The sequence below is a fragment of the Nocardia sp. NPDC059229 genome (genome assembly GCF_042754165.1).
In the GTDB taxonomy this organism is placed as follows: Bacteria; Actinomycetota; Actinomycetes; order Mycobacteriales; family Mycobacteriaceae; genus Nocardia.
The window spans coordinates 35,641-50,558 of record NZ_JBHZAK010000008.1; the positions used below are offsets into that span (position 1 = coordinate 35,641).

General features: G+C 68.8%; 9 protein-coding genes. 4 read left to right on the forward strand and 5 right to left on the reverse strand.

The features are described 5' to 3' along the window. The first annotated feature begins 64 nt into the window (after positions 1–64). The 3 genes from ACFXHE_RS19475 to ACFXHE_RS19485 all read left to right on the forward strand — a co-directional run bounded on the left by ACFXHE_RS19475 (position 65) and on the right by ACFXHE_RS19485 (position 8,372). Entirely contained in the window at positions 65–4,369 is a 4,305-nt protein-coding gene (locus ACFXHE_RS19475; protein WP_379384840.1) for a TIR domain-containing protein, read from the forward strand. Next, positions 4,366–5,250 carry a DUF4231 domain-containing protein gene (locus ACFXHE_RS19480; protein WP_379384842.1) on the forward strand — a complete coding sequence of 295 codons (885 nt, stop codon included), beginning with the start codon at positions 4,366–4,368 and terminating at the stop codon, positions 5,248–5,250. Before ACFXHE_RS19475 ends, ACFXHE_RS19480 begins: the two co-directional genes overlap by 4 nt. Positions 5,251–5,360: 110 nt before the next feature. Then, a complete protein-coding gene (locus tag ACFXHE_RS19485; protein WP_379384843.1) occupies positions 5,361–8,372 on the forward strand; it encodes an alpha-mannosidase in 3,012 nt (1,003 codons plus the stop codon). Between the two features lie 54 nt (positions 8,373–8,426). On the opposite strand, the gene ACFXHE_RS19490 is transcribed toward ACFXHE_RS19485, so the two are convergent. From ACFXHE_RS19490 to ACFXHE_RS19505, 4 genes are all read right to left on the reverse strand, one after another. Next, positions 8,427–8,858: a hypothetical protein gene (locus ACFXHE_RS19490; RefSeq protein WP_379384845.1), complete on the reverse strand. Its 432-nt coding sequence runs from the start codon at positions 8,856–8,858 to the stop codon at positions 8,427–8,429. 652 nt (positions 8,859–9,510) lie between these two features. Beyond that, positions 9,511–9,861, reverse strand: a complete 351-nt coding sequence (locus ACFXHE_RS19495; protein WP_379384847.1) for a hypothetical protein — start codon at positions 9,859–9,861, stop codon at positions 9,511–9,513. Positions 9,862–9,952: 91 nt separating this feature from the next. Continuing rightward, positions 9,953–10,210 carry a hypothetical protein gene (locus ACFXHE_RS19500; protein WP_379384849.1) on the reverse strand — a complete coding sequence of 86 codons (258 nt, stop codon included), beginning with the start codon at positions 10,208–10,210 and terminating at the stop codon, positions 9,953–9,955. A gap of 115 nt (positions 10,211–10,325) precedes the next feature. Next, a complete protein-coding gene (locus ACFXHE_RS19505; RefSeq protein WP_379384851.1) occupies positions 10,326–11,705 on the reverse strand; it encodes an ABC1 kinase family protein in 1,380 nt (459 codons plus the stop codon). A gap of 170 nt (positions 11,706–11,875) precedes the next feature. Here ACFXHE_RS19505 and ACFXHE_RS19510 point away from each other — a divergent pair, with 170 nt between their 5' ends. Then, on the forward strand, positions 11,876–13,426 hold the full coding sequence (locus ACFXHE_RS19510) for an acyl-CoA carboxylase subunit beta (RefSeq protein ID WP_379384853.1): 1,551 nt from the start codon (positions 11,876–11,878) through the stop codon (positions 13,424–13,426). 16 nt (positions 13,427–13,442) lie between these two features. On the opposite strand, the gene ACFXHE_RS19515 is transcribed toward ACFXHE_RS19510, so the two are convergent. Then, positions 13,443–14,822 carry a lipase family protein gene (locus ACFXHE_RS19515; protein ID WP_379385377.1) on the reverse strand — a complete coding sequence of 460 codons (1,380 nt, stop codon included), beginning with the start codon at positions 14,820–14,822 and terminating at the stop codon, positions 13,443–13,445. Between the last annotated feature and the right edge of the window lie 96 nt (positions 14,823–14,918).

The window sequence follows — 14,918 nt, forward strand, 5'->3', positions numbered from 1 at the left end:
CCCTGAGCAATTCGAGTAATGCGGTACTCAGGACGCGGCCGCCGGAGTTGGCAACACTCGGGCAATGGCGCGCATTTTCCTCAGCCATTCCAGCCGGGACAACCGGCAGGCTATCGCGCTGAAGGCCTGGCTCGTCGAGCAGGACCCGGCTCTGGTCGACGAGATCTTCCTCGACCTGGATCCCGACACGGGTATCGCGCCCGGGGTCCGCTGGAAGGATGCCCTGGTCCGGGCCACTTCCCGGTGCGAGGCCGTGATCTGCCTGATGTCGGAGACATGGGATTCGTCGGCGGAATGCCGCACCGAGGTCCGGACGGCGGAGAACCTCAACAAGCGAATTTTCGCCGTGCGTCTGGAACCGTTCGTGAGCCGCGAGTCCACCCGGGAGTGGCAGCAGAGCGATCTGTTCGGCCCCGGCCCCATGACAGCGATCCCGGTGCCCGGAGGTCCGCCCGTCGAATTCGCGAGCGAGGGCCTGCGGCGGCTGTGGCGCGGGTTGCGCGAAGCGGGTATCGGGGCCGAATACTTCGAGTGGCCGCCGCCGAATGATCCCGGGCGCGCGCCCTATCGCGGATGGGAGCCGTTCGAAGCGATCGACGCGGCCGTGTACTTCGGCCGGGACGCCCAGATCGTGCGCGGCCTGGACATGATGCGCGGCATGCGGGCCGCCCGCGTCGAGAACCTGTTCGTCATCCTCGGCCCTTCGGGCGCCGGCAAGTCGTCGTTCCTGCGAGCCGGACTACTCCCCCGGTTGCGCCGGGACGACCGGCATTTCCTGGTGCTCGACATCGTCCGGCCCGAACGTGCCGCGGTGACGGGTCCGATCGGCCTGGCCGCAGCACTGTTCGAGGTGCGGCAGCGGCTGGGGCTCACCCGCCCCACCCTCGGTGCGATCAAGGCGGCATGCGCGTCCGATCCGGGGCAGGTCACCACCTGGCTGCGGGAGGCGCAGGCGGCCGCGACGGACGGCCTCCCCGAGTCGAACGACATCGCGCCGCCGACCCTCGTGCTCCCGGTGGATCAGGCCGAGGAACTGTTCGGCGGTGAGGCCGGACCCGAGGCCGGGTTGTTCCAGTCGATTCTCGCCCGGCTCGTCGCCGACGGCCTGGATCTCATTGCCGCACTGACCATTCGGGCCGACCGCTACGAGCCGCTGCAGACCTCGCCCGCGCTGGCGGCCGTGAAGAGCGTGGTGTTCGACGAATTGCGGCCCTTGCGGCCCGCGCGGTTCGCCGAGGTCGTACAGGGCCCGGCGGAGCGCGCGACCGCGGCCGGCAATCCGCTCGTGGTGCGCGAGGACCTCGTGGAACGGCTGCTCGCCGACTGCGCGGACAGCGCGAATCCCCTGCCGCTGCTGTCCCTCACGCTGTGGCGGCTGTACCTCGACTACGCCGCCGCCGGAGAACTGACCGTCACCGACTACCAGGCGATGGGCGGGATGGCGCACGTGGTCGAGTCGGAGATCGATTCGATTCTCACCCAGGACGACTCGATGCGGCCGCGGCAACTGGCCGAGTTGCGCGACGCCTTCGTGCCCTGGCTGGCCACCATCGCCCCGGACCACGACCAGCCGCTGCGCCGCATCGCCCGCCTGAGCGACCTGCCCGCCACCAGCCGCCCGCTCATCGCCGCGTTCGTCGACCATCGGCTGGTGGTCCAGGACGAACGCGGCGGCGAGACCACCGTCGAGGTGGCGCTGGAAAGCCTGCTCAGCGAATGGCCCGCGCTCGCCCAATGGCTGCGTGAGGAGGCCACCGATCTGCGCACCGCCGACGGCCTCGACCGCGCCGCCGCCGAATGGGAGAACAGCGGACGCGACGACGCCTGGCTGATGGCGGGCGCCCGGCTCCACGAGGCCGAAAAAGTCGCCGCGACACCGAATTTCGCCGATCGACTGGCCTCCGCGCGCGAGTTCCTGACCGCCTCCCGGCAGCGGCAGGACGCCGAGACCGCAGCCGAACAGCGCCGCCACGACAAGGAACTGAACGACGCGCGCGCCTACGCCGACGGTCTACGCCGCCGGTCACACATCCTGCGGGCGGTGCTGGCGCTCACCGTCATCGCGGCCCTGGTGGCCGGATTCTTCGCCGTCCGAGCCACATTGGCGCAGAACGAGGCCGATCAGCGGCTCCACGAGGCGACCGCACTGCGCCTGGTCTCCGAGGGGCAGGCCATGCTCGCCGGGGCTCGGCCCGGCGGCGACACGCGAGCCATCGAGCAGATCCTCGCGGCACGCCAGATCGGCTCGCACCCCGACGAGGGCGCGGTCCTCGACGCGCTCTCGGTCACGCCCGACGAGGTGAAGATATTCGATACGCCCGCACATGATGATGTCACCGCATTCGCCGTCAGCCCCGACGGACGGCACGCGGCGGCCGCGAGCGCGGGAATCATCCAGCTGCGAGACGGCGCCACCGGTCAGTCCACCGGGGCACCGTTCAGTGCCCACAACAAGAGTGGCGTGAATGGTCTGGCATACAGCGCGGACGGCACCCGCCTCGCCTCTGCGGACAATGACGGAACGGTGCAGGTGTGGGATGCGCAGAGCGGTGCGCACGTCGCCGGTCCCTTCGACACCGGGCACGCGGCCGTCCTGTCGGTGGCGTTCAGCACGGATGGGCGACGCCTTGCCGCAAGCGTGTTCCCGGGCACGATCCAGATCTGGGATACCGTTGCCGGACAACAGCTTCGCCAGTGGCGGATCGCCGAATTGGCTTTCCAGCTCGCCTTCCTGCCCGATGGAAACCGCATCGTCGCCGCCGCGGTTTCCGGATTGCGACTCTGGGACATCGGATCCGGCGTGGCGATCGCGGAGGCCCCGGACCGGGAGTACGGAACCGCATTCGCGGTCGCGGTCGCTCCGGGCGGGGGCCTGATCGCGTCCGGTGGCTCCGACAAACTCGTGCACTTCTGGGACGCGACAACCCTGCAGTCGGCCGGGTCTGATCTCAGCGGTCACGACAGTGCCGTCGCAGCCGTCGCATTCAGCGCGGACGGGCGCGGTGTCGTGTCCGGCAGCTCGGACGGCACGATTCGGCTCTGGGATGCGGTATCCCGGCAGCCGGTCGGCAACCCGCTGATCGGGCATCACAGCGGCGTCAAAGGAGTTGGCTTCAATCCCGGCGGACGCGAGGTGCTCTCGGGCGGCGATGACACCGTGCGGGTGTGGAACGCCGACGCCGCCGGATCAGGCACGGTGATCGCCGCAGACGACTCCTCGGTCCTGTCGATTCACTACAGCGCGGACGGTACCCGCCTGGTGTCCGCCGGCGACCGGATGGATCCCACGGCGACGAGTGTGCCCGGCATCATTCGGATCTGGGATGCCACGACAGGAGCCGTCGTCTCCAGCATCCCGACGGACCCGTGGATGCCTGCCAATGCCGTGTTCAGCCCCGATGGCTCGCGCGTTATCGCCCTCGAGATGGGTTACAGGATGCCGGCCGATCGGATCGCCACATCGTTCGATGATTTGACCTTCTCCTACCGAATCGCGACTTTCGACGCGAAATCTGGTGCGCCCGAGGCCGCCTGGGATATCGAGGCGCAACCGGCGGTGAGTACCTCGGTGCTGAGCCCGGACGGAACTCGGCTGGCCACGGTCGGCGGAGTGGCACCGAAGAACTTTCCGACCGAAGGTTTCCGGGTCTACGACCCGGCGTCGCCCACGCTCGGAGTCGACTTCAGTGTGATGCTGTGGGATCCGAGCACCGGGCACCGTATCGGCACTCCGATCGACGAACACTCGGTGGTCACCGCGGTAGCGTTCAGCCCGGACGGCCGACGCATTGTCACCAACGGTGGCTTCGCCAAAGTCGAGGTCTGGGATGCGGACTCCCATCGTCAGGTCGGTGAGCCGCTCTCCGACACCGACACCTCGACCTTCCTCACGTTCAGTTCCGATGGCCGCCGATTCGCCTCGGCGAGTGCCGACTCCATCCGCATGTTCGACGTCGACTCCCGGAAGCTGATCAGTGATTCGATCCGAGATCCCATGCACGGCATCCACGCTGTCTCGTTCAGTGCTGATGGCCGCTATCTGATCGCCGCGGTCGGGAAGTCCGTTCGGATCTGGGATGCGGCATCGGGCCTCCCGGTCGGCAAACCGATGGTCGGCCCCGCCGATGACATCCACGCGTTGGCCGTCAGCCCCGACGACCACCAGATCGCGACCATCGGATCACCCTTCGGAGACGGCCGGCGCGTACCCATCCGCCTCTGGCCCGGTCCCGCCGTCTGGCCGGACCGGTTGTGCGACAAGCTCAGCGCGAATATGAGCCACAAGGAGTGGAACGAATGGGTGTCACCGAGCATCCCCTACCGCAAGGCCTGCCAGAACCTGCCGGTCGCCCCGGACGCGAGCACATGAGCACGAACGACGACGAGGTCGTCGCCGGACTCTGGGCCGAACGACTGCGCTGGTCACAGACCGCCGGGCGGCTGAAACACCGCCTCGACCGGGCGCGGATCACCGCGTTCGCGGCCGGCACCCTCGGAGCGTTGTGCACGACCACCACCGCGACCGTGCTGCATTCCGGCGGCCCGGCACGAACCTGCGCCGCGGCCCTCGGCGCGGTATTCCTGGCCCTCGCCGCCTTCGTCGGCATCCAGTTCCTCACCCCCGATACCGTCCGGGCATGGACGCGGGCGCGGGCGACATCGGAGGGCATCAAGCGGCTGATCTACGAATTTCGTGCCGGCGCCGTGATCGGCATCGACGCCCTGCGTCACAAGGCCGCCGAAATCGTCACCGCCGCGACGGATCTGCTGCCCTATGTCGACTCCGATGCGACGCCGGGGACCCCGCCGCCGGCCGCCATGACGCCGGAAACATATGTCCAGCAACGGATTCGGGGTCAAATCGATGACTACTACCGGCCGATGGCCCGCCGGTACACGCAGCGCACGGCGCGCTGGCGCCGCTTGACGATAGCCCTGGGCATGGCGACCGCGCTGATCGCGGCCGCCGCCGCCATCACCCCGGGCACCGGATCCACCGCCCTGGCGCCCTGGGTCGCGGTCCTCACCACGGCCACCGCCAATATCGCCGCCTACCTGACCACCCAGCGCTACGACTACCTGGCCATGACCTACCTGGCCGCCGCCCATCACCTCCAGAGCCTCGCCGACGACCGCGCCACGAGCGTCATCACCGACTGGCCCGCCTTCGTCTCCGCCTGCGAATCCGTCATCGCCACCGAGAACACCGCCTGGATGGCCAAGTGGTCCGAACAGGACAGCGCCCGTTGAGAATCGGCCCGCGCGGACGGTGCGATCTTCCCGGCCCGCGCACCCCGGGCCGCTAGAGTCGGGCTCGACACGGTTGCCGGTCCCGACCCACGCCCGAGGGAGCCACCGACATGCACGATGACCGCCGGTTGATCGAAGACAGGCTCGGGCGGGTGCTCGAACGCATCGTCCCCGCCGTGTATCCGGAGTCGGTGCCGCTGCGGGCCTCGATCTGGGCGGCGCCGGGCGAACCGGTGCCGGTCGCCGAGGGCCTGGCCGCGCCCCGGACGCCGACCGGGCCCGGCGCCCGCTGGGGTGCGCCGTGGGGCACCAGCTGGCTCACCGTCGAAGGGACGGTGCCGCCGAGCTGGGCGGGCCGGACCGTCGAGGCGATCATCGATCTCGGGTTCGACCAGGGCATGACCGGATTTCAATGCGAGGGCCTGGTGTATCGCGCCGACGGGACGCCGGTGAAGGGGCTGCATCCGCGGAATCGATGGGTACGCATAGCGGCGCCCGCGGCCGGGGGCGAGCAGGTGCTGCTGCACGTGGAGGCGGCGTCCAATCCGGTCATCCCGTTCTTCGGGCCGACCGCGCTCGGCGATCGGGAAACCGCCGGGACCGAGCCCCAATACCGTTTGGGCCGCATGGATCTCGCGGTGTTCGACGAGGAGGTCTGGCAGCTGGTGCAGGATCTCGAGGTGCTCGGGGAACTAATGCACGAGATGCCGGAGGATCCCGCGCGGCGCTACGACATCGTACGGGCCATCGAGCGCGCACTCGACGCCATCGACCTCCAGCACGTGAACGCGGGCGCGAGCGCCGCCCGCGCCTGCCTGGCCGAGGCGCTGGCCCAGCCCGCCATCCCCTCGGCACACCGCATCTCCGCGGTCGGGCACGCGCACATCGACACGGCCTGGCTGTGGCCGTTGCGCGAGACGGTGCGCAAGGTGGCGCGGACCGCCGCCTCCATGACCGCCCTGCTCGACGACGACCCCGACTTCATCTTCACCATGTCCCAAGCAGCGCAATACGACTTCCTCAAACAGCACCGGCCCGAGATCTACGCGCGGGTCAAGGCGGCGGTGACCGAGGGGCGGTTCGTGCCGGCCGGCGGCATGTGGGTGGAGTCGGATACCAACATGCCGGGCTCCGAGGCCATGGCGCGGCAGTTCGTGCACGGCAAACGGTTCTTCCTCGCGGAGTTCGGTATCGAGAACGAGGAGGCCTGGCTGCCCGACACCTTCGGCTTCGCGGCCGGGCTGCCGCAGATCATCAAGGCGGCGGGCTCCCGATGGCTGCTGACACAGAAGATCTCGTGGAGCCAGACCAACCAGTTCCCGCATCACACCTTCCTGTGGGAGGGCATCGACGGAACGCGCATCTTCACCCACTTCCCGCCCGTCGACACCTACAACTGCTCGATGCAGGGCCGCGAAATCGCCCATGCAGCACGGAATTTCAAGGAGAAGGGGCGGGCGACCCGGTCGCTCGCACCGACCGGGTGGGGTGACGGCGGCGGCGGAACCACCCGCGAGATGGTTGCCAAGGCCGCCCGCATGCGCGATCTCGAGGGCGCGCCCACGGTCCGGTGGGACCGGCCCGCCGACTTCTTCGCCGCGGCCGAGGCCGAATACCCGAATCCGGCGGTGTGGGTGGGCGAGCTGTACCTGGAGCTGCATCGCGCGACCCTGACCAGCCAGGCCAGGACCAAGCAGGGCAATCGGCGCAGTGAGCATCTGCTGCGCGAGGCCGAGCTGTGGGCCGCCACCGCGGCCGTGCGGACCGGGTTCGAGTACCCGGTCGCCGAGCTGGACCGGCTCTGGAAAACCGTACTGCTGCACCAGTTCCACGACATTCTGCCGGGCTCCTCGATCGCGTGGGTACATCGGGAGGCCGAGCGCACCTACACCGAGGTCGCCGCCGAGCTGTCGGCGATCATCGAACGCGCACAGTGGGCCCTGGGCGGTGAACGGTCGGGGCCGAACGTCTTCAATCCGGCGCCGCACGCCTGGCGCGGAATTCCCGCCGGTGGCGCGGCGGCCGAGGAGCCGGGCCGGGACTGCACCGTGGCCGAGCGGACCGGCGGCGGATTCGTGCTGGCGAACGGCCTGGTGCGGGCCGAGGTGGACGCGCGCGGACTGCTGGTGTCGCTGTACGACATCGAGCACGACCGAGAGACCCTGCCGCCCGGTGCGGCGGCGAATCTGCTGCAGCTGCACCAGGATTACCCCAACTCGTGGGACGCCTGGGATGTCGATCGCTTCTACCGCAACAGCGTCACCGACCTGGCCGGCATCGACTTCCTTGCGGCGGAGACGGATTCACCGGCGGCGGTCGTGATTCGCCTCGGGCGGTCCTTCGGGTCCTCGACCGTCGAGCAGACCCTCACCCTGCGATCGAACGACCCGGCCCTGGAGATCGCCACCTCCGTCGACTGGCACGAGACGGAGAAATTCCTCAAACTCGCCTTCCCCCTGGACATTCACGCCGACCGCTACGCGTCCGAAACCCAGTTCGGTCATCTCTTCCGCCCCACCCACACCAATACCAGCTGGGAGTACGCCAAGTTCGAGGCGTGCAATCACCGCTTCCTCCACCTGGCGGAACCCGGCTGGGGCGTGGCCCTGGTCAACGACTCCACCTACGGCCACGACCTCACCCGCACGGTCCGGCCGGACGGGGGCGCCACCGTCACCGTGCGCGCCTCCCTGCTGCGTGCGCCGCGGTTCCCCGACCCCCAGACCGACCAGGGCACCCACCATTTCCGGCACGCCCTGGTCCCGGGCGCCTCGATCACCGATGCGGTCCGGGCGGGATACCGAATCAACCTGCCGCCCTTCACACCCGGCGTCGCCGAGCCGGTCGCCCCGCTGGTCACCATCGACAACGACGATGTGGTGACCAGCGCCGTCAAACTCGCCGACGACGGATCCGGCGATGTGATCGTGCGCGTCTACGAGGCCGGTGGCGGCCGCGCATCGGCGCTGCTGACCCCCGAGTTCGCGACCACCGGCCACCACTGCTGCGACCTGCTGGAACGACCACTGCCCGGCGAGACAACCGCGACGCCGGAGGGCCGGGGAATTCGATTGCGACTGCGGCCTTTTCAGCTGGTGACTCTCCGCTTCGGCCGCCGGTGACGCCATTTCGTTCTCAACTCCGAAAACCCATGCCCCACAGCGGACATGACTTATTCAGGTCGATCGCACATAGTTGAATCGCCGACCGCTCTGATCGAGCGAACTGAAATTCCCGACCACAGTCCCGGGCCCCGGGCAGAGGAAGGCCGTACTCTTCACCATCGCCGTCTGATTGCCCGGCCACGCGACATCCTCGCCACTGTCGGTCAAACGTAGAGTGGCCGAGAATCCACCGGACGGAATGACCGTGTAGATGCCCTCACCGTTCCCGAGCCGGGTACTGCGGAGAGCAATGCCACCCATGCCGTCGAAACTCAGCACATTCGTGGAGTCCTCCGCCGCGGTGAACTCACCGCGATAGTCCCCGAGGCTCGCCCCGCACGATCCCGCGGCGACGCCGGAGGGCGCGGTGGCGGTCAGTGCGCCGGAAAGGGCCAGCGTGAGCGCCCCCGCGATGGCAATCCTCGAACCCGGCCCAGCGGTCATTCGGCTTCCTCCCGGTCGGACAACCCGGGTAGTGAACAATAGAATCGGGCAAATCTCCCGCAGACACGCCAGTTCGTCATCGAAACGTGCGCTGGTACAGCCCATAAACCAATAGTCTGAAAACGATCTATTCCGACCGATCAGTCTTTTTGCGCCGCAGGCGAATTCACAACCCTGAACACATGATCAGCAGGTCGGCGACATTCCGAGGCGACGTAGCCTCCCACGAATTGCATTGAGCTGGTTGTACCGTCGCATTCCATGACACGAAAGAAAGCCATCGGCCTGCTCGTGAGTGCATTCGTTTGTGCAGCCGTATTCACCATGAACCCCTCCGCGGCGTGGGGTTCGGGTGACATCGGGACCCCCGATCCCGGAGCCGGGGCTCCCCACTCCTCAGTTCCCGCCGGCAATGTCCCGGCGGCGCCGGCGCCGGAAAGGATCGTTCCGGTGCCGCCGCCCGCTGGTGGATTCCTCTGCCCGACTGCCTGACACATTCCCGCGTCCGTCCACCCGTCCACCCGTCCACTCCCGCTCGCCTCGTGCCGTAGCCACGCGAAAGGCTTCCGCCACGCGAGAAAGGCTTTCGGCACGAGCGGCATCGGCCCCGGGAATGCAGCCGCCGAGATCGAATCCGGCCGCAATCGCCCGATCAGGCCGCAATCGCCGAGGAGAGCTGCCGCAATGCGAGCTGCGGATCAGCGACATCCACGACCAGGCGGGTGATCTCCGACCCCGCCAGATCGATCAGCACGCCCTGACCGTCGAAACGCGTATCCCAGAACTCTTTCCGGCCCTTGCCCCGGAAGATGCCGGCGGCGATCACGCCCGGGAAGAACGTACCCGGCGCCCGCACCCACGGCGGGCGCAGATCCACCGGCGCGGGCGCGAGGGCGGTGACCTGCGACAGGTCGAAGCTCACGTGATCACGCAGCGCGAGCAGCCGGTGAGCGCCGGTGACCCGCACCGTCACAGTGGTTCCGGTGACCTCGATTTCGACCATTCCGCACCTCACGCGCTCGCCCGACACTGTTTCCGTCATCCACAGTGCCGGGCGATGCTGGTCGTAGCCTGAGCGTTTCCTGGCTCTTCTCTCAGGCTTTCACAGCGCGGTCGTACGCCGTCCCGGCCGGCCCGCACGCCTTTCCGGTCAGCTCCGCGACCATGCGCTTCGCCTGCGCCCGCGCCTCCGCGCGCACCTCTTTCACCTCGGACCTGCTGAACCGCGGGAACGGCTGCTGCCCGGCGCGCGCCCGGGCCACCGACGCGGCCCGCACACTCCGCTCGGCCCGGGTCCGGGCCTGGTCCAGCCGGCCGGCGATCATCTCGGCGAGGACGTTGTTATTCGACATCGTTGTTCTCCTTGTTCCGGTGCCGGAGCTGGTGTTTCCGGCTACGAGAAGAACAATGACGCCCGCCGCTGACGAGCCACCGACAGTGCGCTGACCACGCCCGCGGGGGCCGCTGTCAGTCGGTGGGGAGGATGACGCCGTCCTCGGCGGCCTTGGCGGCCACCTCCGCGGGGAAGATATTGCGGAACAGGTACAGGTCGCGGCCGAGCTTCCAGCCGGGGGCCAGGGCCACCGCGTAGCGCTCGAAGTAGCCGAGCTGCTTGCCCATCATGACCAGCTGCTGCGGGCCCGACGTGCCGCGGCGCTTGCCGAATTCCAGCAGGCGGGCCGAGACCACGCCGAGGTCGAGCTTGTCGAGGCTGCCCGAGAGCACCGGCCCCAGGGCCACGGCGAGCTGGCGGCCGATGGTGGCGTCGTCACCGCTGTCGTCGGCGACCAGATCCAGTGCGCGCAGGGCGCGGGCGACCGGACGGAAGTCGTTGTCGATGGAGCTGGCGTAGAACAGGGCGCGCACGAACTCGCGCCACTCGGACTCCATCCGGCCGACGATGCCGAAATCGAGCATGGCGACCCGGCCGTCGTCGAGCAGCCACAGGTTGCCGGCGTGCACGTCACCGTGGAAGAGACCATGCACCGCGACCGATTCCATCCACGCCTTCACCAGGCGGCGGATCAGCAGCTCCGGCTCGGGGTGCGCCGCGCGGATATCGTCGAAACGGTCCAGGGGCATGCCGCGCATGCGTTCCATGCACAGCACCCGGGGTGCGCAGTACTCCCAATACACCTCGGGCACGGCCACATTGGTGTTGTCGCCGAAGGCCGTCAGATGGTCGCGGGCGCGGGTCTGGTTGTCGGCCTCGATGAGGAAGTTCAGCTCGGCGACCGTCGCCTCGTACAGATCCCGCACCACGGCCTGGGCATTGGCGACACGGGCGTTCTCCGACCGCTTCTCCAGGGTGCGGGCCAGCCGCATGGCCGCGCGCAGATCCACGATCATGCGCCGGGCGATCTCGGGCCGCTGCACCTTCACCACGGCGGGCCGGCCATCGGCGAGCACGCACGCGTGCACCTGTGCGATGGAGGCCGCCGACAGCGGCTCGTCGTCGAACTCGCGGAACAGCTCCGAGATCGGCTTGCCCAGATCGGCCTCGATGATGGCGCGGGCATCCGCGGCCGGAAAGGGCGGGACGTCGTCGAGACAGCGTAGGCAGGCATCGGCCAGCTCGCGCGGGAACGCGCCCGGCGAGGACGCGATGAGCTGGCCCAGCTTCACGAACATCGGGCCGAGCGTCTCGAAACCGTTCACCAGGCCCTCGGCCGCGGCACGCTTGCGCTTGGCGGGCCGCAGGCCGCCGCGCAGCACGCTGCCCACGACCGAGCCGCCCAGCACCACACCGACCACGGCGGTTCGCCGCCATTCCGAGAACCCGAAGGTGTCGAGGTCGGGCCGGATCACCTCGGGCGTCCCCGCTCGCACAGTCATAGGTGAGCTCACGCGCCGCAGTGTATCGCTGACATTGCTAACACCGCGGCACAGGTTACCGACACGTTCAGTAGTTTCTGGTCCACACCGCACGGTACCGTGGTCGGTCGAGTCGCGATCCGGCTCGACACGGGCGCGATCGGGCCCACTCTGACTGTTGGCGGAAAGGCAAGACAGAGGTAATGACGGGTACAGCGGAAAAGCTGGCAGAACTGCGCAAGCTCCTGGAGATCGCCGAAGAACCCACCGGTGAGAAGGGCATCCAGAAGCGTCTTGCCAAAGGCGTCGCCAGCGCCCGAGAACGCGTCACGATGCTGCTGGACCCGGGCAGCTTCGTCGAGATGGGCGCGCTCATGCGCTCGCCCGGCCAGCCGAATGCCCTCTACGGCGACGGCGTGGTCACCGGGCGCGGCACCGTCGACGGCCGCCCGGTCGTGGTGATCTCGCACGACTCCGGAGTGCAGGGCGGCTCGGTCGGCGAGACCTTCGGCCGCCGCGTCCGGATCGCCATGGAATTCGCGTACAACAACGCGTGCCCGGTGGTCGTGATCAACGACTCCGGCGGCGCGCGCATCCAGGAGGGCGTCACGGCGCTGGCCTGGTACGCCACCATGTGCCGGCTGCAGGAGGACCTGTCCGGCTACGTGCCGATGGTCGCGGTCATGTTCGGCAAGTGCGCGGCCGGTTCGGTGTACGGGCCGGTGAACATGGACGTGCTGGTCGCCACCGACGACTCGTACATGTTCGTGACCGGGCCCGAGGTCATCAAGGGCATCACCGGCGAGGAGATCTCCGCTGAGGAGCTGGGCGGCGCGGCCGTCCAGGCCCGCAACGGACTGCTGCACCACGTGGCCAGGACCGAGGCCGACGCCCTGCAGTGGGCGCGCGAATACCTGAGCTACCTGCCGAGCAGCTGCCTCGAGCAGCCGCCGATCATCAACCCCGGCCTGGAGCCCGAGCTCACCGACTCCGATCGCGAACTGGACCGGATCATCCCGGATTCCGATCGCCAGGGCTACGACATGCACGAGGTGCTGCTGCGCATCTTCGACGACGGCGGGTTCCTCGAGATCGGCGAGGCCGCCGCGCAGAACCTCATCACCGGATTCGCCCGCGTGGACGGCCGGCCGGTCGGTGTCATCGCCAATCAGCCGATGGTGCTGGGCGGTGCGCTGGACGCGGCATGCTCGGACAAGGGCGCGTACTTCATCCGGCTGTGCGACGCCTTCAACATCCCGCTCGTCTACGTGGTCGACACCCCCGGCGTGCTGCCGGGTCTCGAGGAGGAGCGCAACGGCGTCATCAAGCGCGGCGGCCGTATGTTCCGCGCGCTCATCGAGGCCACGGTGCCGATCGTCACCATCGTGACCCGCAAGGCGTACGGCGGCGGGTACGCGGTCATGGGCTGCAAGCAGCTCGGCGTCGACATCAACCTGGCGTGGCCGACCGCCCGCATCGCGGTCATCGGCGCGGACGGCATGGTCACCGTCACCGGAAAGAAGACCCTCGCCGCCACCCCGCCCGAGCAGCGCGAGACCGTGCGCCAGCAGATGGTGGACTTCTACAACGCGCTCATCGACAACCCGTGGGTGGCGGCCGAGCGCGGCTACATCGACGCGGTCATCGAGCCGTCGGCCACCCGCCTCGAGATCCGCAAGGCGCTGCGCCTGCTGCGCGAGAAGGACGCCGTCCGCAAGCACAACCCGCGCAAGCACAACCTGTTCCCGATCTGAGAACCGTTGCCCGCGGTCAACATTCGTTGGGCGCGGGCACACCCTGCAGGCGCTGGTCCAGCCAGCTCAGCGATTCCGGATAGCCGGTGGCCCCGGCGATGAAGTGTTCGCCGAACACGCTGCGGTAGACCGCCGGCACGCCGAGTGCGCACTGTTCCTGGTAGAGGTTCTTCGCGCCCACGGCGGGTACCCAGAACTCCTGCTCGCCGTTGTAGATGAACAACGGCACAGGCGATTTCCTACCGTCCATGCGGGTGATGCTGTAGATCTCGTGCGCCAGATCGCTGTCCAGCGGGTCCGGGATGTTCGCCGCGACGTCGATGGGCAGCTGCAGCACGCCCGGCACCGCGAAGACCTCACTGCACTGGCTGTTGAGCGCCGACACCGCCGCCCACTGCCCCAGATGGTTCATGCGGGCCAGGATTTCGGGCCGCTCGCGGCCGATCCCGAAGACCGCGCTCAGGAACACCCCCGAGGCCAGATTGGCGTTCATGGAGTGCGCCAGCAGGCTGAAGTCCGCGGGCACCCCGCCCAGGGCCGCGCCGACCACCACGTCGGCCAGCTCGGGCGCGTACTCGGACATGAGCTTCACCGCGCCATTGGTGGCGATGGCCCCGCCGGAGTAGCCGATCATCCCGAACCTGCTGTCGCCCAGCTCATCCGGCAGCTGATTGCGGACCGCTCGAATGGCATCGAGGATGGCATGCCCGGCCACGATGGGCTCGGCGTAGGCCATGCGCGGGCCCTCGTGGTCGGTGATCAGCACCGCGTAGCCGCGCAGCAGCGCCAGCTGGGTGGTGGGCAGGATGTACCCGGTGAAGTTGGAGGCCCGGGAGAAGCCGTGTGCGAGCGTGTAACTGGGGTTGCAGTCGCGGCCCAGCGCGTCGATGGGCAGGTTGTTGACCACCACCGGCCGCTCCCCCGGCTCGGTCCAATCACCCACCGGCAGCACCAGACTGGCGATGCCGTAGGAGGGCTCGTCGTGAGAGTCGTTGGTGCGGTACTTCAGCTGCAGCACCTGCCGCACGGGCACGATCAGTGTGGGTGCGGCCGTGGCGGTTACGTCGCGGACCGCGACGATGCCGCCCGGGTCCATGTCGTCGAGCCCATCGGGCCAGTCGTCGACGAAGGAGTCGCCGATGGCGGCGGGCATGGCCGCGGCCCGCAGCGCCGCCAAATCCGGTGGCAGCTGGGCGGTGTCGACCAGCGGCGAGTCCGCCGGGGCCGGTGCCAGTCGCGGCGCGGGGATCACCTCGTCGATCCAGTGCTGGATGTCGGGCAGTGAGGGCAGGGCGATTCCGGGCGGACCGGGTGGGATCGCCGGTGCTCCGGTGTCGGGTGTTTGCGCGAATCCCGGTGCGGCACCGTAACCGACGATCGTGCACCATCCGATCATCAAGACACCGGCGATATTTCGCAGGCGACGCAGCACAACACCCCCACGGATCAGAACTGTCTTCGAACGGGTCGGCCCCGGGTCTCCCGCGCGCCC

What these genes read in the sequence shown, in the direction of transcription:
- ACFXHE_RS19495 (WP_379384847.1), bottom strand. Translation starts at nt 9,861, where the DNA reads ATGGTCGAAATCGAGGTCACCGGAACCACTGTGACGGTGCGGGTCACC.
- ACFXHE_RS19475 (WP_379384840.1), top strand. Translation starts at nt 65, where the DNA reads ATGGCGCGCATTTTCCTCAGCCATTCCAGCCGGGACAACCGGCAGGCT.
- ACFXHE_RS19485 (WP_379384843.1), top strand. Translation starts at nt 5,361, where the DNA reads ATGCACGATGACCGCCGGTTGATCGAAGACAGGCTCGGGCGGGTGCTC.
- ACFXHE_RS19515 (WP_379385377.1), bottom strand. Translation starts at nt 14,822, where the DNA reads ATGATCGGATGGTGCACGATCGTCGGTTACGGTGCCGCACCGGGATTC.
- ACFXHE_RS19490 (WP_379384845.1), bottom strand. Translation starts at nt 8,858, where the DNA reads ATGACCGCTGGGCCGGGTTCGAGGATTGCCATCGCGGGGGCGCTCACG.
- ACFXHE_RS19500 (WP_379384849.1), bottom strand. Translation starts at nt 10,210, where the DNA reads ATGTCGAATAACAACGTCCTCGCCGAGATGATCGCCGGCCGGCTGGAC.
- ACFXHE_RS19480 (WP_379384842.1), top strand. Translation starts at nt 4,366, where the DNA reads ATGAGCACGAACGACGACGAGGTCGTCGCCGGACTCTGGGCCGAACGA.
- ACFXHE_RS19510 (WP_379384853.1), top strand. Translation starts at nt 11,876, where the DNA reads ATGACGGGTACAGCGGAAAAGCTGGCAGAACTGCGCAAGCTCCTGGAG.